The organism is Thiothrix sp., from assembly GCF_028714775.1.
Classification (GTDB): Bacteria; Pseudomonadota; Gammaproteobacteria; order Thiotrichales; family Thiotrichaceae; genus Thiothrix.
The window spans coordinates 16,978-38,023 of the sequence record NZ_JAQTLS010000016.1 but is presented as its reverse complement, the minus strand read 5'-3'; the positions used below and the strand labels follow the sequence as shown (position 1 = coordinate 38,023).

General features: G+C 51.3%; 18 protein-coding genes. 14 read left to right on the top strand and 4 right to left on the bottom strand.

The genetic code is table 11. The features are described from left to right. The first annotated feature begins 127 nt into the window (after window positions 1-127). The 10 genes from PHE17_RS14660 (at window position 128) to PHE17_RS14615 (ending at window position 12,085) form a co-directional block, all read left to right on the top strand. Window positions 128-1,915 carry a sensor histidine kinase gene (locus tag PHE17_RS14660; RefSeq protein WP_301016640.1) on the top strand — a complete coding sequence of 596 codons (1,788 nt, stop codon included), beginning with the start codon at window positions 128-130 and terminating at the stop codon, window positions 1,913-1,915. Next, the gene (locus PHE17_RS14655; protein WP_301016639.1) at window positions 1,905-2,564 is read left to right on the top strand and encodes a response regulator transcription factor; all 660 of its coding nucleotides are present in this window, start codon (window positions 1,905-1,907) and stop codon (window positions 2,562-2,564) included. The genes PHE17_RS14660 and PHE17_RS14655 overlap by 11 nt, the downstream gene beginning before the upstream one ends. A 231-nt stretch (window positions 2,565-2,795) precedes the next feature. Beyond that, window positions 2,796-3,446 carry an SH3 domain-containing protein gene (locus PHE17_RS14650; RefSeq protein ID WP_301016638.1) on the top strand — a complete coding sequence of 217 codons (651 nt, stop codon included), beginning with the start codon at window positions 2,796-2,798 and terminating at the stop codon, window positions 3,444-3,446. 46 nt (window positions 3,447-3,492) lie between these two features. Next, entirely contained in the window at window positions 3,493-4,221 is a 729-nt protein-coding gene (locus tag PHE17_RS14645; RefSeq protein ID WP_301016637.1) for a hypothetical protein, read from the top strand. 81 nt (window positions 4,222-4,302) lie between these two features. Continuing rightward, window positions 4,303-5,091 (top strand): hypothetical protein, encoded by a 789-nt coding sequence (locus PHE17_RS14640; protein WP_301016636.1) that lies wholly within the window; start codon window positions 4,303-4,305, stop codon window positions 5,089-5,091. Window positions 5,092-5,180: 89 nt separating this feature from the next. Beyond that, a complete protein-coding gene (locus PHE17_RS14635) occupies window positions 5,181-7,649 on the top strand; it encodes a Cys-every-fifth RiPP peptide CefA (protein ID WP_301016635.1) in 2,469 nt (822 codons plus the stop codon). 71 nt (window positions 7,650-7,720) lie between these two features. After that, window positions 7,721-9,175, top strand: a complete 1,455-nt coding sequence (locus PHE17_RS14630; RefSeq protein ID WP_301016634.1) for a TIGR04463 family radical SAM/SPASM RiPP maturase — start codon at window positions 7,721-7,723, stop codon at window positions 9,173-9,175. Beyond that, the gene (locus PHE17_RS14625) at window positions 9,172-11,127 is read left to right on the top strand and encodes a RiPP maturation radical SAM C-methyltransferase (protein WP_301016633.1); all 1,956 of its coding nucleotides are present in this window, start codon (window positions 9,172-9,174) and stop codon (window positions 11,125-11,127) included. Before PHE17_RS14630 ends, PHE17_RS14625 begins: the two co-directional genes overlap by 4 nt. Further along, window positions 11,124-11,582 carry a hypothetical protein gene (locus tag PHE17_RS14620; RefSeq protein WP_301016632.1) on the top strand — a complete coding sequence of 153 codons (459 nt, stop codon included), beginning with the start codon at window positions 11,124-11,126 and terminating at the stop codon, window positions 11,580-11,582. The genes PHE17_RS14625 and PHE17_RS14620 overlap by 4 nt, the downstream gene beginning before the upstream one ends. Window positions 11,583-11,671: 89 nt before the next feature. After that, a complete protein-coding gene (locus PHE17_RS14615; protein WP_301016631.1) occupies window positions 11,672-12,085 on the top strand; it encodes a lysozyme inhibitor LprI family protein in 414 nt (137 codons plus the stop codon). A gap of 60 nt (window positions 12,086-12,145) precedes the next feature. On the opposite strand, the gene PHE17_RS14610 is transcribed toward PHE17_RS14615, so the two are convergent. After that, window positions 12,146-12,793, bottom strand: a complete 648-nt coding sequence (locus tag PHE17_RS14610) for a hypothetical protein (protein WP_301016630.1) — start codon at window positions 12,791-12,793, stop codon at window positions 12,146-12,148. 152 nt (window positions 12,794-12,945) lie between these two features. Then, on the bottom strand, window positions 12,946-16,011 hold the full coding sequence (locus PHE17_RS14605) for a cellulase family glycosylhydrolase (RefSeq protein WP_301016629.1): 3,066 nt from the start codon (window positions 16,009-16,011) through the stop codon (window positions 12,946-12,948). Window positions 16,012-16,173: 162 nt separating this feature from the next. Between PHE17_RS14605 and PHE17_RS14600 the strand changes: the two genes are divergently transcribed. After that, window positions 16,174-16,803, top strand: coding sequence for a TetR/AcrR family transcriptional regulator (locus PHE17_RS14600; protein ID WP_301016628.1), 630 nt, complete (start codon window positions 16,174-16,176; stop codon window positions 16,801-16,803). Between the two features lie 114 nt (window positions 16,804-16,917). On the opposite strand, the gene PHE17_RS14595 is transcribed toward PHE17_RS14600, so the two are convergent. Then, entirely contained in the window at window positions 16,918-17,175 is a 258-nt protein-coding gene (locus PHE17_RS14595; protein WP_301016627.1) for a hypothetical protein, read from the bottom strand. 73 nt (window positions 17,176-17,248) lie between these two features. Between PHE17_RS14595 and PHE17_RS14590 the strand changes: the two genes are divergently transcribed. Then, a complete protein-coding gene (locus tag PHE17_RS14590; RefSeq protein WP_301016626.1) occupies window positions 17,249-17,803 on the top strand; it encodes an NUDIX hydrolase in 555 nt (184 codons plus the stop codon). 3 nt (window positions 17,804-17,806) lie between these two features. On the opposite strand, the gene cysZ is transcribed toward PHE17_RS14590, so the two are convergent. Continuing rightward, window positions 17,807-18,535: a sulfate transporter CysZ gene (cysZ, locus tag PHE17_RS14585; protein ID WP_301016625.1), complete on the bottom strand. Its 729-nt coding sequence runs from the start codon at window positions 18,533-18,535 to the stop codon at window positions 17,807-17,809. A gap of 84 nt (window positions 18,536-18,619) precedes the next feature. Between cysZ and PHE17_RS14580 the strand changes: the two genes are divergently transcribed. Together PHE17_RS14580 and PHE17_RS14575 are read left to right on the top strand one after the other, a co-directional pair. After that, a complete protein-coding gene (locus PHE17_RS14580; RefSeq protein ID WP_301016624.1) occupies window positions 18,620-19,243 on the top strand; it encodes an NAD(P)H-dependent oxidoreductase in 624 nt (207 codons plus the stop codon). 43 nt (window positions 19,244-19,286) lie between these two features. Further along, window positions 19,287-21,044, top strand: a complete 1,758-nt coding sequence (locus tag PHE17_RS14575) for a glycoside hydrolase family 9 protein (protein ID WP_301016623.1) — start codon at window positions 19,287-19,289, stop codon at window positions 21,042-21,044. The last annotated feature ends 2 nt before the right edge of the window (window positions 21,045-21,046 follow it).

Here is a 21,046-nt window from a genome sequence, read left to right as displayed (position 1 = left end):
AGTTCCCCCCATCCCCGACCCTTCCCCCGCAAGGGGTGAAGGGAGGAAGATAAAGAAAAAGCCTCGCTGGTCGGGGCTTTTTTTATGCGCTAACATCGGTCATCACCATTGAACTCGGTAAACCGAAGTGCAACTGTTCTGGACTCCTCTCGCCATCAATTTTTTCATCGAATTGCTAATGGTATCGCTGTTGACTGGCTATTTTGCAGTGCGCTTGGCAAATGCGCTGCGAACGCAAGTCAATGTTAAAATAGCGTTTTTCTTATTGCTGACCTTTGCCTCGGCAACTTGCGGCACGCTGCTGCAATTTCTCGGTATTGCACTTCACCCCGACTATGCGGAATTCGCACTGCCGTTTGTTAGCGTGTTTGGCGCGTTGGCGATGTCAGGTTTTTTACTGTTTGCGTTCTATTTTCAACGCCAATCCAGCCCAAAATGGTGGGTCGAAGCCACGATGCTGGTGAGCATTTGCCTTATTATTGGCGTTGAAAGTTTCGTTGCTATTCAGCGTATCGCGCTGCTGAGCCAAGGCATTGTGGAATATAGAGATCATTGGTTGAGCATTCCCTTTCCCTTGGGCTTTTTTGCCGTACACGCCATCTTGTTGTTTCGACTGGTGGATGCGCTGGCTCAGGAACAGCATAGCCGTCGATACAACGCTGTGTGGCTGGCGCTTCAGGCGTTACTCATCCCTTCCATTAGGCTGGAAAAGCAGGCGGCTGCGCTGCGGGCATTTTTCTATGTGACCGTGCTGCCCGCTGCTATCGGGATTGTGCTGATCGTGCGTGGTTTTGGTTGGATCGACTGGAGCCTAGCCGAGTTGATGAACTGCTGGCTGACCTTGCTCACCTACGTCGCTTTTACGCTGGTATACATTAACCATACCCCGGAATATTCTTCATTCCAATTCAAGCTGGTGGGGATCACCTTGGCGGTGGTGCTGTCGATCCTGTCGGGCATTTCGTGGATCATGAGTTCGGTTTACACGGATGCTGATCCGAATCGTATTTATCAGCCGATAGCGGTTTTCATCCTTGTTTCTACCCTTGCGATTCTGCTCATTTTTCCGCGCTTCTTCCATGTCAGCTTGAATCGCCCCCTGCAAGCCATGATCCGTGGTGTGCGGGACATTCAGGCGGGTGACCTCACCACCGCAATTAAGGTGTCATACCGCGATGAAATTGGTTTTCTGACCCAATCTTTCAACGAAATGGCGGCAGTACAGCACAATCTGGTGTTGCATCTGGAAGAGCGGGTAGCGGAACGTACCGCTGAAGTGGCAAGTTACGCCGCTGAAAATGCCCGTCTGGAGGAACGCAACCGCCTGTCACGTGAGTTGCACGATGCCGTGAGCCAAACCTTGTTTTCTGCCAGTTTGATGGCGGAAACCTTGCCGCTGGTCTGGCAACGCAACTCGCAACAAGGGCAGCAAGTGCTGGATGAACTGCGCCAGCTTAACCAGAATGCCTTGGTGGAGATGCGTATTTTATTATTGGAACTGCGCCCATCTGCCCTGATTGACAAGCCGTTTGGTGAACTGGTGCGCCAGTTAAGCACCTGCGTCGGCGTACATACCCCGTTGGCGGTCAAGTTGGAGATTGAGCAGGACTGCATTTTGCCCCCAGAGGTGCAAACCACGTTTTACCGCATTGCCCAGGAAAGTCTCAATAACATCAGCAAACACGCCAAGGCAACGCAGGTCAGTCTGTATTTTGAAGGAATGCCGACGCAAGCTATACTCACCATCAGCGACGACGGCTGCGGTTTTCATACAAACCGGGTGCTGGCGGGGCATTTAGGTCTGGATATTATGCGGGAGCGAGCCGCAAACATTGGCGCATCACTGGAAATCGAGGCGCAACCTGACCACGGAACAACCATTACACTGATTTGGAACAAGGCAGATGCCGAATAAAGTGAATAAAGCGATTAGGGTACTTGTGGTGGATGACCACATGGTCGTGCGTAAAGGACTGCGGCATGTTATTGCGTTCTTTCCGGGTATCGTGGTGGTTGCAGAAGCCGACAGTGGCGAAGAAGCTTTGTGCTTGTGCCAACAACTTCAGCCTGACGTGGTGTTAATGGATGTGAAAATGGAAGGCATGGGCGGTATTGCCGCGACCCAAGCCATCCGCCAATGTTGCCCGCAGATCAGGGTGATTGCACTCAGCATGTTTCAGGATATGGCACTGGTCACGCAGATGCTGCAAGCAAAAGCCAACGGTTATCTCCTGAAAAATATCTCCGCCGAAGACATGGAACAGGCTATCCACTCGGTTCATGCTGGTGAAACGGTACTTTCCCCTGTCATTGCCAAGGCACTGGCAGTGGAAAAATCGGCTTCCAGTAATACCGATGCCAAGTTGAGTGCGCAGCAGCGCAAAGTGCTTGGCTTGCTGGTGCAAGGTTTCAATAACACTGAAATTGCAGGTAAATTAAACATATCCCAACCCACCGCGCGTTATCACGTCAGCGCGATTTTGCTCAAACTGGGCGTTGCCACCCGCGTGGAAGCTGCCGCCCAAGCCATTAAACAGCAGTTGCTGAATAACGATTTCTGCTGATTTGTCATTGAGTATTCTCAAAATACTGTACAACTGTACAGTTCTATCCTGATTGGAATGTTTTATTATTATCGTTATATATAAGTGAGCTTATGGGTTGAAAGCGTGTTTGGCTCATTTATAACGGGCTTGAATCAACCGCAACCATTCCGACCGAGGATCAATCGCAGCATTTAGACGCCCCGTTGCTTAACAGGGTATTTCTTCATCAATACGATAACGAGGGTATGTATGTTAAAGCGTTCATGGTTAGCAGCCAGTTTTGTTGGGGTAATGTTAGCTCTTCCTGTCATGTTGCAAGCAGCGCCACTGTTACCAGTGGATGAAGCGGCAAAACAGCCCGACTTTTTTACTTTTCGTGCGCAATTGCAGATTGCAGTGGCGAAACGCGACAAGGCGGCAGTGTTGGCAGTCGTCAGCAAGACTGTCCAAAATGGCTATGGCGACGATAACGGCATCGACCATTTCAAGAAAAATTGGGCCATCGACAAGTCGAATAGCGAGTTGTGGGAAACGCTCGGCACGGTGTTGGCATTGGGTGGCAGTTTCCAAAGTGATGGCAGTTTCGCCGCGCCCTATGTGGCTTCGAGTTGGCCCGATGCGGCTGGGGATGGGTTTGAAAATACCGCGATTGTCGGTAACAAGGTCAATGTGCGCAAAGCACCTAAAACGGATAGTGAAGTTCTACAAACGCTTAGCTATGAGGTTGTACCAGTGGATACAACCGATCATGGCAATGATGCGTGGGTCGCTATCAAGCTACCTGATGGTAAAAAAGGTTATGTTTCCCGTAGTTTTGCGCGTAGTCCAGTGGATTACCGTGCATCGTTTGAGAAAGTTAACGGGCGTTGGCAGATGACATCGCTGGTGGCTGGGGATTAGGCGAATCGAGTTGAGTTGTTACAAACCAGTTTAGTGAGGAATGGTTATGGAAATGAAATTACTGTCTGTGGCTGCATTATTAGCCGCAAGCTTATTCGGGCAAGCAACAGTCGCCCATGCTGAAGATTGGCGCAAGGAAGCGGAAGGCCGCGAAGTGGATTGCTCACTGAAGGTCAAGGGCAAAACCTACCTCAAGGGTACGTGCATATACGATGCCGACAAGGATGGTTCTTTCCGCCTGTTTGGGGACAAGTATTTTGTTTACCTGAATATGCTGGAAAAAGGCGTGGCGGGGGCTTCCTGGAATGGCACAGAGCAGGCATCCCACGCACAGGAGTTGCTGGGTGAAGATTTCAAACTCAAGGGTGGTTGCTGGGTTGGCAAAAATGCTGAGATTTGCGCATGGGACAAAAAGGAAGCAAAGCCCAAGGGTAAAGCCAGTGCTGCTCCAACCCGGATCAAGTTTGCCAAGGGCGCATCCAGCGCGGTAGTTACGGGCAAGCTTGCCGATTTCGACGGTGAGCAGAACTATCTCATCGGCGTAGGTAAAGGCCAGACCATGACGGTGGAACAGCTGGACAAGAAAAGTGATGGTTCCGTTTCCATCTATATCACTGACCCCAAGGGTGAAAACGCCAATGACATGGATCTTTCCTGCCACAGCAATGCAAAGGTCAAGCCCACAATTGCAGGCGACTACAAAATTCAGGTGGTCGAGTGTAAGAAGGCTGATCCGTGGAAAGGCAAATTCGCGTTTAAGATCACGGTGAAGTGACAAGTTTATCAGTGGCAACTGGTGTGGCTGGAAAGTTACTGCCAAGTAAGCGGTTTTTGGTCATTTGAGAGCGAGGGGTTTATGAAAAAATGGTTATTGTCAGGTTTGGTATTGGGGATGTTTGGTCATGCCCAAGCAGGGACAATTTATGCTTCCTACACCGACTCACAACGCGGGGTGACGGTGCGGGATGAGAACTTAACGCAGTCGGCATTTTTACCGATGACTTTTGCACCGGGTGCGATTGGCGATGGTGAAGGCGATACGTTTTATACCTTGTCGAAAAACAATATCTACCACTACGACAAGGATGGTCAGGAGTTGGCTCATTTTGCGTGGGGTGATTCCACCATCAAATACACCGGGGTAGCTTTGCATGGCGTGAATATTTATGTGACCTATACGGGTTCGCAGACGGGTATTAGCGTGCGCAATGCGGAAACCCTGGAGCAATCCGATGTGTTCCCCACACCGTTTGCGCCGAGTGCGATTGCGCTTGATGATAATGGCCTCATTTATTTGGCGGCACGTAACCATTTGTATAAGTACAGTAACGATGGGCAGTTATTGGTTGATATGACATTCCCTGAGCCAGGTATCAACTATTCCGGTATCGCCGTTAAGGGTGGCAAGGTTTATGCCGCTTACAACGGTTCGCAGCGCGGTTTCACTGTCCGTGATGCCCGGTTGGAGCAAGAAAATTTCGTGGAAACAGGTTTTAGCCCAACCGGCATTGCGGCAGGTGACAGCAATGATGTTTACCTTTCCACGAAAGATAATTTGTACCGCTACAGTGTCGATGGGCAACAGTTGAAAAAAATGAACTTCCCGCGTATTACCTATACGGGAGTGACGTTTGATGACCAGTGAATTATCAAGCCCCACTTAGCTGGGGCTTTTCACTATCCTGATGCTTACATGAATTAGAGCTGTTAACGAATTTAAGAGAGAGCTTACTTATGAAATACCTTGTCCAACCTTTAGCCCCCCATTCTGTAAATAGCCCGCTAGTGGGCGGCAATCAGGATCAGGTATACGCAATTTCATCTGCCTATTCGGGTTTTGCACTTACGGCTGATGCGAGAAGCGCGCAGATTAAGCAATATAAATGGAATGAAGCTACCAACCAGCAATGGAAAATTGTGGCAAATTCTGACGGCACATACCGAATCCAGAATATCGCTACTAATCAGTCGATGGATGTGTATGCGTTTGGCGGGCAGGGTGCAAAAGTTTATTCGTGGGACTCAAACGATGCCAATAACCAGCGTTGGCGAATAACTGAAGTTCAGGCCGGGCATTTTCGTATCGAAGCTGTGCATAGTGGTTTGGCTCTGGATTTGGGTACCCTTGGTGATGGGGGTGAAATTATCACTTACCCTTGGCATGGTAATTTGAATCAGTTATGGATATTGTCGGCTGTCCGCTCCAAAGATGTTGCCCAGGAACTCGCAGTGACCATTTATCAGGGGGATAATTATACGGGGGCTAATTATATATTGGGGATCGGGAGTTATGATATAAATGACTTAAGTATGTATAACGATGATATTTCCTCTGTTAGAGTGCCGCAAGGTTTGGAAATTTCCCTTTATCAGCATCCCAATTTTAGGGGTGAAGTCCGCAAATATACGGCAGACACGCCCCGCTTGGAAAGTAATGTAGATAATCAAGCGTCGTCGGCTGTTGTCCAGAAAGTTATTACCTTTTATGAACATACGTATTATAGAGGCAGTTCAGCTACGCTAGGAGTTGGGGTATACAAAGATGCAACGGCTATGGGGTTGCCTGATAATACTATCAGTTCCCTGCGTGTTCCCTATGGTATGTTGGTAACTTTATATGAGTACCCTGATTTTCAAGGCGATTTCCGCACTTATTACTCTGATTGTGCTGAAACCATTGTCGCAAATTTTAATGATAAAGCATCATCCATTATTGTTAAACAAATGGGGGTTGTTGTACCCAAGGGGGCTTTGCGTTTTGGTGACAAGATTCAGCTAAAAACTGCTCATGGCAAGTGGATGACAGAAACAAATGGTAATGTCCGGGCGGATGCTGCATCAAATGCGATTGGGGAAACCTTCACGCTGGTCCGTTCTGGTCCAACCACGACCATGCCACTTGCCAGTTTCGGTGACATCGTATCGCTAAAAACGCAGCACAATACGTTTTTGTCTGCCACTGCGGGGGGAGATGTGACCACCGTTAGCTCGGCGGCGGGTACGTCTGAGCAGTGGCAGGTTATTCGTGCAGGGGCTACTGCTTCCAATAGTTTCATGAGTGTGGGGGATAAAATTGCATTCAAGTCTGTTCCTCAGCAAAAGTATTTGGTGGCTGAAGCTGGTGGGGATGCCAATGCTAACCGTGCCGCGTGTGGAGCATGGGAGACATTTGAGATTATCCGTATGTTTGACAATAGCACGGCGGAAGGCGGGCCAGCTCAAACGTATACCATTTCACCGCTTAGCTCAGGACTGGTTCTGACTGCTGAGGCTAACGATGCCCAAGTCAGGCAACGCAAGTTGAGTGGGGCTGCAAATCAGCAATGGAAATTTGTTGCTCACCCTGATGGGACGTACCGAATCCTGAATGCGGCTAACAACCAGTCAATGGATGTCTATGCTTTTGGTAATGTAGGCGCAAAGGTTTATTCGTGGGCTTCAAATGATGCCAATAATCAGCGTTGGAAAATCACGGAAGTCCAGGGTGGAAAGTTCCGGATTGAAGCACTGCACAGTGGTTTGGCACTGGATTTAAGTACGACAGGAGATGGTGGTGAGGTTAGCACTTACCCATGGAATGGTGGGCTAAACCAGTTGTGGGCATTGTCTCCTGTCGAGGGGAGTATTTCTATTGCACCAGCGGGCAGTGGGGCAACCAGCACATCATCAGGTGGAGCAGCTGTTTGTGGTGCAGCAGTCTGTGGGGCAGAAGCCTGTGGTGCTGACCTTTGTGGCGCGGATGCCTGCGGTGCGGATGCTTGTGGGGCAGATGCGTGTGCCGCCGCTGCTTGTGGTGCCGCTGCGACATTGATAGGGGCTTGTGGTGCTGCGGTTTCGGTCATTGCACTTTGTGGCGCAGATGTTGCAGGTGCCGGTGCGTGCGGTGCGGCTGCGTGTGGTGCTGCGCTGGCGGGGATTGCAGCATGTGGTGCGGATGCCTGTGGCGCGGCAGCTTGCGGCGCAGCAGCCTGTGGCGCTGCTGCATGTGGTGCAGCAGCCTGTGGCGGGGATGCGTGTGGTGGGGATGTTTGTGGCGCGGCAGTGGCAGGTGCAACGGCATGTGCTGCCAAAGTGTCACCGATTAATGCGTGTGGTGCAGATGCTTGTGCCGCCAATGTTTGTGCCATCAATTTATGTCCAGCGGATGCTTGTGCAGCAGATGCTTGCGCTGTGGATCTTATCCCTATTATTCCGGGGATTTGACTTCAGATAGCTTTCCTCATGCGATCGGGAGGGGAAAGTTTTTTTCGTTGAAAGTGACCCGGAGAATAGGCATGAGTCGATACAAAACCTCCCGTTACGTGATTACTGCGCCGTTAAAAGATGGGCGTGAATTGGCATACAACGGTATGAGCGGCGCACTAGCCGTATGGGAGCCAGCCGAGGCGCAGGTGTTTCAGGACATTGCCCAAGGGCGGGAAACTACCGATAGTCGCACAGCCGCAGAATTGTTTTACGGTGGCTATTTGGTAACACCGGAAACCGATGAGTTGGAGTTATTGCATGGACAATATCGACTACACCGTTTTAACCGTCGGACATTAGTCCTGACGGTTGCCCCCACCTTGGCCTGTAATTTTGCCTGTGATTATTGCTTCCAGGGACAAGATAAACCGATCGAAACCATGGGGCAGACGGTTCAGGATGCGGTGGTGGATTTTGTTTTAAAACTCAGCCATGAGTTAAATCATGTGCATATTGCCTGGTATGGTGGTGAACCATTGTTGCGTATGAACGTGATTGAAGCCCTGTCAGACCGTTTTATGGCTGTGTGTGATGAAAGAAATATTCAATACGATGCCATGGCGGTTACGAATGGCTATCGTTTGACGCTCGCGGTGGCTCAAACCCTGGTGAAAAAACGAGTAAAAACGGTACAGGTGACATTGGATGGTAATCAGGTATACCACGATAGCCGTCGCTTCTTGTTATCGGGGGGCAATACGTTCGATAAAATCATTAAAAATCTGAAAGAAGTGGTGACTCATACCCCGCTAAAAATCAATATCCGTGTCAATATTGACCATCGTAATAGTACGGGCGTTTTTCAATTGCTGGATGTGTTGGCGGCAGAAGGTTTAGCCAACCAGCAAAATTTCCGGTTGTATTTTGCTCCCATTGAGGCGATGACAGTTGGTTGCCATTCGGTCGAAGGGGCTTGCATGAGCAAGTCGGATTATGGCCAGTTGGAAACCCGGATTTACCGTTATGCGTTTGATAAAGGACTGACAGGGCTGCCTTATCCTCCCCGGTTTCATGGGAGTTGTGGTGCAATCCGTCCGAGCAGTTTTATTGTGATTCCCTCCGGTGATATTCATAAGTGTTGGGATACCGTGACATATCCGCAACATGCGATTGGCTCTATTTTTGATATGGATAAAGCTATCCGCTCTGAAAAAACCATGAGATGGTTGAGTTGGTCGCCGTTCAATAACGATGCATGCCGTAACTGCAAATTACTGCCGAATTGTGCGGGCGCGTGTGCGTATAAATTTTTGCACGCAGATGATACACGTGGTGAGGCGGCTTCTTTACCTTGTCCAAGCTGGAAATACAATATCAAGGAGCGATTGCTGCTACGGGCGGAGAAAAGTGCTGCTATTTTGCCGACCGATTGGGATGCTGAAATGGTTTATACTAACCCACAGGAATTGTGTGTAGATAAGGTTATCCTGAAACCACAGGATAAAGAGCCTTCTGCAACGACCGAAGTGTTGGAGGTAACATGATTCATCTGGTGCAAATGCCCTTTGGCTCCATCACAACACCGAGTTTGGCGTTAGGGCAATTCAAGGCTCAATTGGCTGAGGCAGGAATTGCCGCGCAAGTGTTTCCTTTCAATATGGCATTTTCACGTTTGATAGGGGCGGGTGCATACGAAATTATTGCCCGTTTTAAAGGTGTGGAAACCCAGATAGGTGAATGGCTGTTTGCCCAAGAGGCGTGGCAACGGGAGTTCGGGCTGTCAGAAGAAGACTTTTTGAGCCTTTCAGGGGATGAGTTAGAGGGGATTCCACATGTCAAAGATTTACCTGCATGGTTACATCAAATTCGCCACCAGATTGTGCCTGCGTTTCTTGATCAATGTATAACGCGTTTGTTGGCCGTTGCGCCCGTGCAGGTGGTTGCGTTTAGTTGTTCATTTTTCCAGACACTGCCCGCCCTGGCTTTGGGGCGTCGTCTCAAACAACGTTTCCCCCATGTGAAACTGCTCTACGGTGGTGCATGTTTTCACGGAGAAATGGGGGAAGAACTGATGCGGGTAGCGAATTGGATAGATGCCTGTTCCACCGGAGAAGCGGATGACGTTATTGTACCGTTGTGTCAGGCGATGCTGGAAGAACGAACACCATCCGGTTTACAAGGAATTTTGTACCGCCAAACATCAGATGGAGAGGTGATAAAAGATAAACCTCACCAACCTATTGATAGCGAAACGTTGGATCGTATTCCTGCCCCGGATTTTAGTGATTTCTTCACGGAGGCGCAAAATGTCAACTATCTGCAAGACCCGAATTGGCGTATGCGGGTTTTGATTCCTTTTGAATCCAGTCGAGGTTGCTGGTGGGGGCAGAAACAGCATTGCACCTTTTGTGGATTGAATGGGGATGGCATGAATTATCGTGCTCGCTCGGCAGATAATACGCTAGCACTATTGCATACTTTGGCGGCACGTTATCCGTGGGTGAAACGGTTTCAAGCGGCAGATAATATTATGCCAATGTCATATTTTCATGACTTGCTTCCACGATTGCAAAATAATTTACCTCGTTCAGATGTTGAGTATTTTTGGACAGTCAAAACCAATCTGCGGCAACATCAAATCGAGCAATTGGCTGCGGCCAAAGTATTGTATTTACAACCCGGTATTGAATCGCTGTCCGATAACATCCTGAAGCAGATGCGTAAAGGTGTGACGGTTTTACAGAATATTTATTTTATGCGCACTTGTCAGGAACAGGGGATTACGGTTTATTGGAATAATTTGATTCGTATTCCGGGGGAAATGGCAGAGGATTATGCCAATATGGTGAAGTTACTCCCGCAACTACGTCATTTACGCCCTGCTTATGGTGGAACACCCAAAGTAGAGTGCCATCGCTTTAGCCCTTATTTTTTTGAAGAAGAGCATTGGACAACGAATTTACGCCCTATGCGTTGGTACGAGGAGCTTTATCCCAGTGATAGTGTCAATATTCGCAAAGTGGCCTATTATCATGAAGCCGATTGGAAAGGGGTATTAGACAATACAGCCTATGATGCTCTTCTGCTGGAGAGTGAGCTGTGGACTGGGGCATGGCGTGGTGATAATGCGGAGCCGAAGTGTATCATTGTTAAGCGCGAAGGGGATACATTACAGGTAGAAGACAGCCGGAGGGGAAGTCCGCTGCGGCACGCATTGCAAGGCAGCCGTCGTGCAGTTTTGCTGGCGCTACATGCACCGACCTCGCGGACGTTATTAATGCAGAATTTACCTGAATTCTCAGTAGATGAAATCGGTGAGGCACTTGAGTATTTATTGGCATTACAATTGATCATCACGGATGGAGCCAAGTATTTATCATTGGTTATCACTGAAGGTGTATATCAACTGGAAGAATGGCAACGTAAAGGTCTCCTGAAAGCAGTAACCAATCAGAAGATAAGTCAGTCTCTGGTAAAATTGGAGAAGGTTTCATGAATAATGTGCTTGTAATTATTGCTGGTGTTATTGTCATTGTCAGTATTGTGCTGGTAGCTTTTTGGTTGTTGTGGAGTCGGATAGGGCAATCAGGGCAAGAGGTTCTGGAAAGCCGTTATCCGCTTGATAAGCCAATACTTTCTGATGCTGGCGCTTATTTTGTAGGGGTGGAAAGTAAAGGGCGGCTCCAGCTCCGGGGAAATGGTGCGCTGGCACTAACAGCAACGGAGTTGTGGTACAAGGCCGCATTTTTCTCAACCGAGTTGGTGATTCCCATGCAAGATATTAATCATGTAGAGCTTGTGGATAGCCATCTTGGTAAAGTCGTATTTGGACGAAAAATGTTGAAGGTGTATTTTAAAAATATCAATGATCAAGCTGATAGCGTAGCTTTTTTGGTAAATAATGAATCCTTATGGAGGCAGTCGCTGGAACGCGCCAAATTTGGTAAGTGAATATGAATGATGCAGAATCGGAGTAATTGATGGTTCAATTCTCTGATTTTTTTGGACTACACATATTTATTAAATAATGGGAAATGACTATGATGAAAATTGTTATCAGCACCGCTTTGGTATTGCTGTTATCCACCACCACCGTTACCGCCGGGGAGATCGAATGCAACCCCGACGGCAACCAAATGGAAATGAATCAGTGCGCCGCCGATGATTACGCGGCGGCGGACAAAAAGCTCAACGCCACCTGGAAAAAGTTGATGGCGCAATTCAAGAGCGACAAAACCGCCACTGCCAAGCTGAAAGCCGCGCAAAAGGCGTGGATTGCGTTCCGTGATGCTGAAATTGCCGCCCAGTTTGCCTGTGACGAAGGTGATATACGGGTGTGCTGGGGCAGCATGTACCCGATGTTGGTCAATGGCGAACTGCAAGCCATGACCGAAACCCGCACCGAACGTTTGCAGAAATACCTCGACGACGGTTTGGGTGTGCCGATGAACTAATCCCCTTGGCTGAAACCGAAAAGCCCCGTTATACGGGGCTTTTTGTTGGCGTGGGGATGTCTAGGTTCTGGTTTCAGTTTCCTGTACCACCACATCCGTGCCGCAATACGGGCAATTCAGGTGGGTTTGCCCGCCATTCCACAGATGCGCCGGGATTGAGGCATTACAGGCAGGGCAGGCGAGCCGCATCACTTTGAAGTTCCCCAAACCTTGTGCAGTTGGGCGTACCTTCGGTGTATGGGTTACTGGATGTCGCGGGGCTTCGGTTGTGGGTTGCCGGGGTTTGCAGGCCATTATTCCCGCCAGACCGACCAGCGCCGTCATGACCATACCGCCCATTACACCTTCTTGCGCGTCGGGGTCTGCATTGAACCAAGCATCTGCTGCCATCAGCAGCGTGATTCCCAAAAATATCAAAGCGATGGCGTTCAATGCAGCGGCAATGCCAGACTCGCAGCACGCCATCGACCTCACGGTTTTATGCAGCCAAGCTGTTAACCCCGGCGTGTCAGTTTTCACAGGCTCGGTGGCACGCAAACACAGGAATAGGCCGGGAATCCCCGTGGCAAAGCTAAACATGCTCAGCCCAAAAAAGGCATCCATACCCGCTGGGTCATGGTCGAAAAGGGTGGTCAAGGCCAATAGCGCCAACAGCGTGGCGATACCTAAGAGTAGGAACCCTGACCTGCTTTGGCAGTGCTTAAACATGATGCTCCCGCGTTTGGATGTCTTGCCTACCGTATACCGGATTGGGGGCGCAGAACGCAAGGCATGAAGAAGGCTTTAGTGACTTCGCATGTGCTTTTATGTGCTGACATCAGGGGACGTGGACAACTAAGCGCCCACATCCCCATCCATCATCAGCGCGTAGTGCTGGTGAAAGTACTTTTGACCCCGCCGATGTTTAGGACACTGCTCATAGCGGTAAGTGCCTTGCTGGAGGAAGTGTGGCGAACCTTCACGGTCTTGCCCTCAGTGACCGTCCCCGCAGCGCTGGTGTATGCCCCACCGTTGATGCTGTAGGCCGCACCCGTGCCGGTAACACTGATGCTGGCTGCTGCATTAATCCCGCTGACCGTGATGGCATTGGATTCAACCACTGTTGAAGGCGCAACACCCGTCTGCGCGTTGAAGATGAAAGCATCCGGCCTAGTGTCCTTCGCCAACGTAGTGCTCTTGAACACGCCGTTGACCCCGCCGACAGTCAACGTGGTAGTGACGCTGGTGGAGAAACTAGCGGAAGTCGTGTGCCGCACTTGCACCTTGTCGCCGTTGCTGACCGTCCCAGCAGTAGCGGTATATGTTCCACCGTTGACGCGGTACTCGCCGTTTGCCACGTTGATGGCGGTCGGAAGCGTGATGCCGCCGATGGTCACGACCCCGGATTCAACGGGTGTGGCAAGGGCGGCGCTGGCTTTGGTGACAAAGCTGAAAGTGTTAGGTGTGACATCACCAGTGGTGCTTTTAAAGGCTCCATTGACCCCGCCAATAGTGATGGTGGTGGTCACACTGGCATTAGATTTGCCGGACGAGGTATGCCGCACCTTCACGCTGTCCCCGTTGCTCACTTTACCCGCTGTGCTGCTATAAGCTCCGCCGTTGACGCTGTAGGAGCTGCCACTGCCGGAACTTACGCTGATGCTGGCAGGCGCATTGATCCCGCTGACTGTGATGTTGGCGGATTCAACCGTACTGTTCAGCGGAACATCCTTCTGTGCAGCAAAACTGAAGGCATTCGGCTTGGTGTCGGCGGTAGCTGTGGTGCTGGTGAACGTGTCGGATACGCTGCCGATGGTCAGGATAGTGTTCACCTTGGTTTTAGACAGGTCGGAAGACATGTGGCGCACCTTTACTTGGTCGCCGTTATTGACCGTCCCCGCTGCCGAGGTGTACGCCCCGCCGTTGATGCGGTATTCCCCTCCAGTGACTGAAACCGGCGCAGCACTGTTGATCCCACCAAGGGTGATACCGTTGGATTCCGTCAGGGTGGATAGCGCCACGCCCGTTTGGTCGGTGAAGCTGAATGGGTTGGGGGTCGTATCATTCGGGTCTGCAAGCGTGGTGGAGCTAAAGGTGTCTGACACACTGCCGATGCTCAGGACAGTATTGGTGGCAGTGGCATAACTGGCAGATGATGTGTGCTGTACTTGCACCGTGTCACCATTGTTGACCGTCCCCGCCGCAGATGTGTACGCCCCGCCGTTGATGCGGTATTCCCCTTCACTCACGCCGATGTCTGCCGCCACTTTAAGACCGCTAACGGTGATGGTGTCGGAGGTGATTACGGTGGATCGTGCCACGTCGGTCTGGTCGGTGAAGCTGAAGGCATCGGGATTGATGCCATTAACACCGTTGATGGTTGGCAGTGCTTCCTTGAGAGCCACAGTGGTCTTTGTGTGTTCATTAGGGTAGCTGTTCCAACCCCGGTAAATGCCAAAGTTCGGCTCGTTGTAGTGGAACAACTGGCGGCTGATACCGAAATGGTCAAACGCGGCATTGGCGTGTTGCAACCATGTCTCCCCGTTTACACCTGCCAATTCGTATTTCTCGAACGTGACCCCGTATTCACCAATGTTGAACGGCACGGTAAAGCTGTCAGTGGCGGCATCGTAGAACTCAGTCAAGCCTTCCCCTTCACGGAGCTGCTGTTTGAACTGTGCCAATGTGCCAACGTAAGGCGTATTGTTGGTATGTGAACCTGCCCAACTCCAAGGCTCATACCAGTGGACATCGTACAGGATATTGTTGTCCGCCAGTTTGTACATGCCGATGTCGCTGGGGTGGAAAGACACCTCCACGTCAATCAAATGGTTGCTGTCCACCGCACGGATTTTGCTGATCAGGGTTTGGGCGTATATAAACCAGTTGTTGATGTGCGGTTCATTAATCAAGTCATAAGCGGCGATGGTGGTTTCATTGCGGTAACGCTGGGCGATGGCCACCCACAAATCTTCCAAGCGTTTTTTCAGGTCAGCACGGCTACCAAACCCAGTGAAATCGTTGCTTTGGTAGCCACCGGGTGGGACGTGCATATCCAGTATCAAACGCAAGCCGTTTTGTTTGGCCCACTGGATATGCCGGTCAACTAATGCCCAGCCTTCATTCTTGTAGACACCGGGTGCGGTGCTGTTCTCAAACAGGTTGTAAGATAGCATCAGGCGCACACTGTTGAAGCCGAGGTCACGGATTTCTTTATAAGATGCCGCATCAATATTTTTGTACTTGAAATCGTCGAGGGGTGGCGGTGGGTCAACATCATTGCCTTGGTCATACAGGTAAACGTTGATCCCTTTCATCAGGAACGGGGTTTTTTGCGTCCCCATCACCAAGCGGTTGCCATCAGCATGGATCAAGGCCGAAGTATCCAGCGTTGCGGGCGGTTGGTAGCCAACCTCGTCTGTGGTCAGTGGTTTCACAAACACTTCATCCACATGGAACGGTTTGTTGGCAGCCCCGCTAATACAGACTTTGAGCGTGTCGGTGGGGGTAAAACTGGCTTGCCACACCCCAAACACCTGCGTCCATTTGTCGGGATAAACCCCGGCATCGTAGCTGGATTGCTCGCCATCCAGGGTGATTGGGCTAGCCCCGTTCTTGATCAAACCAAGGGAAAGGTTGGCAGAACTGCCCACACCACTGCTCAAGCGTACCCGCGCCCCAAATTCGTAGAGTGTGCCATTTTGCAGGTTGGCGGTGTTCAAGGTGTACAGTGCCCCGGTAGCACACCCGCTATAGGCGGAATTGACTTTCATCCCAGCTTGTCCGGCATAAGCTGCCACAGGGTCAAGGGTGAGGATGGATTTGGTACTTGCCCATGCTAGCGAACCGCTTTCAAAACCGCCGTCCGTAACCAAGTTTGTCCCAGCCAAAGCACCTTGCACCGCCAATACCAACGGCAAGGCATAAAACCACGTTTTACGCTTCATAGTTGAAATTCCCTCGCATTAATCTTATTCATGTAGAATCATCGGTAATTGCCAGTGCTGCTATCACTCACTGCCAACAATGTTAACAATGATTACATTAATGCTACGTATTAATATTGACCATTGTCAAACTTTATAAAGATGGATAATGGCATTTCCTATATGACCGAGAAAAAAGACACTTACCACCACCCCAACCTGCGTGAGGCGCTGATCCAAGAAACGGAAAAGATGTTGGCAGGGTGTCAGTTGGACAGCATCACCTTGCAAGAATTGGGGCTGCGCTTAGGGGTGACTCGCTCTGCCCCTTACCGGCATTTTGCCAGCAAAAACCTGCTGCTGTGTGCAGTGGCGGAACGGGCTTGTGGGCGTTTCAAACTCATGCTGCGTGACATCCGCCTGCAAGCGCAATTGCCCCCACAAGAACGTTTCCGGCAAATGGTCATCGCCTACTTCACGTTTGCTGTTGGCAATCCAGACTATTACCGGCTGCTGTTCCGTGAGCCGCTGATGGGGGCAAACCAAACCCCAGAACTGGCACAATCCCGCGCCAGTTCATTTGAGGAATTGCTGTTGATGTTGCAGGAATGCCAAGATGCCGGGTTGGTGCAGGTGGGTGATAAGGGGCAGCAGGCATTGTTTGTCTGGTCAACCATGCACGGTATGAGTAGCCTGTTGGTGGATGGGCATCTGCGTTTGGATGTGGTGGGGGAGGGGATATTCGAGGTGCTGTTCCAGAATATTATGCAGGGCTTGGCAGCTTATCCCTTGGCTGTTGCCAGCCCCCTTTGAAGCGATGCCCTAGAAAATACCCCTGAAAACAGGTGCAGGGTTGGATTTGGCAGGAATTGGGTCTCGACCGCCGCCACTACAGGGATAGTGGACGACGGTTGAGTGCTTCCGTTATCACCAACGGCGTGGGTGACGGATGTCTGGGCTTGCGCCGGGGCCACCAATCGGGCCACGTGGATTTTCCCAGTTTGTGCCAGGGCCACCGCGTGGGCCGGGCGGATCGTTGTCACGGTCATTGCGGTTATGGTCGCGGCATTCCAGCGGATGGTTTTCGCACCATGTGTGGACACGGTGGTTATCGTGGCGTGGTGGGTTTTCGACGCAGGCGGTCATACCTAACACCAACATGGAAAGTAATATCGTTTTTTTCATCGGGATGCTCCTTTTTTCAGGCTCAACAGCCATGTACTATCAGACCACAGAAATTGGCGAAGGGTTCAAATAAATGAAGTATTGCAGTGATTGTGGCGCAACTGTCACCCATAAAATGCCTGAGGGCGAAACCCGGCTGCGCTTTATTTGCGACAGTTGCGGCATCATCCATTACCAAAACCCCAAAATCATCGCGGGGGTATTGCCGTTGTGGGGCGAGCAAGTGCTGCTGTGCCGCCGCGCGATTGAGCCGCGCTACGGCTTGTGGACGCTGCCTGCCGGTTTCATGGAAAACGGTGAAACTACCGACCAAGCCGCTGCCCGTGAAACCCACGAAGAGGCCAATGCGCCCGTCAGCAATTTGACGTTGTACACGGTGATTAGCTTGCCCCATGCGAATCAGGTGTACATGATTTATCGCGGCGAATTACCGGCAGAAGATGCCTTTTCCCCCGGCACGGAAAGCCTTGAAACCCGCTTGTTTCACGAAGCAGAAGTTCCGTGGGATGAGTTGGCGTTCCACACGGTACGCAAAACGCTGGAACGCTACTTCCACGACCGTAAGCACGGGGTGTTTCCGGTGCATAATTTTGAATGCCCGCCGATGACGGTGAAGTTGGCTACTTAACGTTCAGGCGTTTTTGGAAAGTTTCTGTACCCACAACGCAGTACCACCTGCCACACCCACGGGCATGACGAGGAAATTCAGTACCGGGATCGCGGTCATCAGCGACAGCAGCCCGCCAAAGCCTAACGCTTCCGGGCGGTTTTTCTTCAATGCCTTGAGTTCATCGGTGAAAAACAGGTTGTGGTTGCCCATCGGGTAGTCGGCGTATTCAATCGCCAGCATCCACGCGCCGAACAGCATCCACGCTACGGGTGCGGCAATGTTTACTACCGGGATCACGGTCAGGATCAGCAGCAAGATGAACCACTTGCCCATGTACCACAATTTGCTCAGTTCACTGCGGAAGGTGCGGGCAACCAGTGCGGGGATGCTGCCATAGCCCGCAAATTCGGGGACAGGCAACCCATTGATGCGGGCTTCCACCCGTTCTGCCAGTACCGAGTTAAAGGGTGCGGCAAGGATATTCGCTACGATGGAAAACACGTAAAACACCACGAAGAAAATCAGCACGGCGAATACAGGCCACAGTAACCATTCCAGCCATGCCAACCAGCTTGGCAGCAGGCGCGTCATCCAGTAGTCAAGTTGGGACTTTGCCAGCCATACGCCACCCGCAAACAGCACCGTATTAATCAGCAGTGGAACCAGCACAAACGGGCGGATGCCGCGCTGGGTAATGAGTGACAGGCCGCTAAACACATAGCCAAAGCCTTTGAATAATCCCGTTATCATTGTTGCTTCCCTATTCCAGAGCATGGAGGTGTGGCTATACTGTAGCGCATTTATCCCAGCGTTTTAAGTTAAGGAGTTTTAACCATGCAAGCATTCATGCAAGCGATGTCCTTCCGCCATGCCTGCAAGAAATTCGATCCGGCACGCACCATTCCCGCTGACGAATTTCAGCAGATTCTGGAATTTGCCCACCTGTCGCCGTCGTCGTTTGGCATGGAACACTGGCGTTTCGTGGTGGTACAAACCCCGGCGTTGCGGGCGAAATTGCGCGAAGTGTGCTGGAACCAGCCGCAGATTACCGATAGCAGCCACGTGGTGGTGATTCTGGCGAAAGTTGCCGAGGTAGAGCCGGGCAGTGAATACGTGCAACGCCTATTCGAGCGCCGGGGTTTGCCGGAAGCGGCTAAGCAAGCGTATCTGGCGAAATATGCCGCTCACTATGATGCTGAAATCCGACCGTACATGAATACCTTCGCGTGGAGTTCCAAGCAGTGCTATATCGCGCTGGCAAACATGATGACGGGCGCGGCGAGTTTGGGGATTGATTCCTGCCCGATTGAAGGCATGTCCAAAGAAGGCGTGGAAACGCTGCTGGAAATCGACACCCAACGTTACGGCGTGGCGGTGGCAGTGGCATTCGGCTACCGCGCTGGCGAACAAACGCCCCGTCTGCGCCAAGCACTGGACGATTTGGTGGAATACCGCTAGATTGGAGGCTTCCGCATGAATACAACAATAAATGGAAGCCGCCATGCCAAACATTCACCGATTGCGTTTACCCCTGCTGCTGTTGTGCCTGTGGGGGACAAATGCCCTCGCCCTGCAACCGGCTGACCCCAGCGAAACAGTTCCCTCTGACGTTGCCAGCGTTAGGCAGGAAGCGCGTATTGGCGTAAACCAAGCTGGTTATCTGCCGGATGCCCCTAAACGCGCGATCATCCTGAATGCGGATGCCACCGCACCGTTGGAACTGCGCCAAACCCATAGCAATATGCTAATGGCGACCTTGCCTTTGGGTGAGGCCACTACTACGCCGCAAGGCTTGCGCTGGCAGTGGGTGGATTTCAGCAACGTCCAATTGCCCGGTGAGTATTTCCTCCAGCAAGGTTCACTTAAATCGGCGGCTTTCCAGATCGGTGCGGATGTTTACGCCAGCCCGTCGTGGTTGCTGCAACGCAGTTATTACCTGCAACGTTGCGGGGTAGCATTACGCGATCCGGTCAGCGGTATTGGGCATGAGGCTTGCCATGCCAACGATGCGGTATATGCCCGCGATGATGCCTTCAGTAAGGCAGGCGAGCCGCACGAAGCGCAAGGCGGTTGGCACGATGCGGGCGATTTCGGCAAATACATGGCAACCGCGACGGTCACGGTCAACCGCTTGCTAAGCCTCTACTTGATGCAGCCACAACGCTATCAGGATGGTGCTTTACAAATCCCCGAATCCAGCAACGGCAAGCCCGACCTGTTGGACGAAGTGGCCTTTGAATTGGATTGGATGCTGAAAATGCAGCGTCAGGATGGTGCGGTTTACCGCAAGCTGGCAGGCCCCAAATGGGTCTCAGCACGTAAGCCCGAAGACGACACCGAGCAACGCCTGATTTTCGGCGTTTCTACCCCTGAAACCGCGAAATTTGCCTCCAGTATGGCGTTGGCTGCCCGCGCCTACCGTGAGGTTTCCCCGCAAGCTGCTAAAACCTACCAGCAAGCGGCTGAAAAAGCATGGGCATGGCTGGAAAAGAACCCCAATATGGACGCGGATTGGCAGAAAAGTGACGATGGTGGTTCTGGCAAATACTTGTCTTCCGGCACGGACACCGAAGCCAGTTTGGAGTTTGACGACGATGACCGGCTCGCCGCTGCGGTGGAACTTTATCTGACGACAGGGGATAAAAAATACCGCGCTTACATCCTGAAAATTGCCCCCGATACACCCTACACCCTGTTTGAGTGGAAAGACCCTTCTGCGCTAGCATTGTGGCATTTGCTGACCTACGACCAGTCGGCGGAATTAGCGCCGTTACGTGCCAGCATCAAGCAAAAGTTGTTGGTAAGGGCGGATGAATTGTTGCAGACGGTGGCAGATTGCCCGCTCCAGATGGCGAACCCGCACCTCGTGTGGGGTTCCAATAAAATGCTGGTGGAAGAGGGCATTACCTTGCTGCACGCTTGGCATTACACACAGGATAAGCGCTATCGGGATGCTGCCTTGGCACAGGTGGATTTCTTATTCGGGCGTAATCCCTTTGCGCTGTCGTTTGTTACGTCGGTGGGCGAAGCGCATGTAAAAACGCCACTGCACCTTTTCGGCACGGCTATCCAGCGCACTATTCCCGGTTTGCTGGTGGGTGGGCCGAATGTGATTGCGCAAGATAACGTAGCCCCGCGTGATCGGGGGCTACTCAGTTATGTGGATGATCCACGGGCGTATTCGGTGAATGAATACGCCATTGATTACAATGCGGCAGTGATTGGGTTGCTGGAAATACTGGCGATTTACCGCCAATAGTT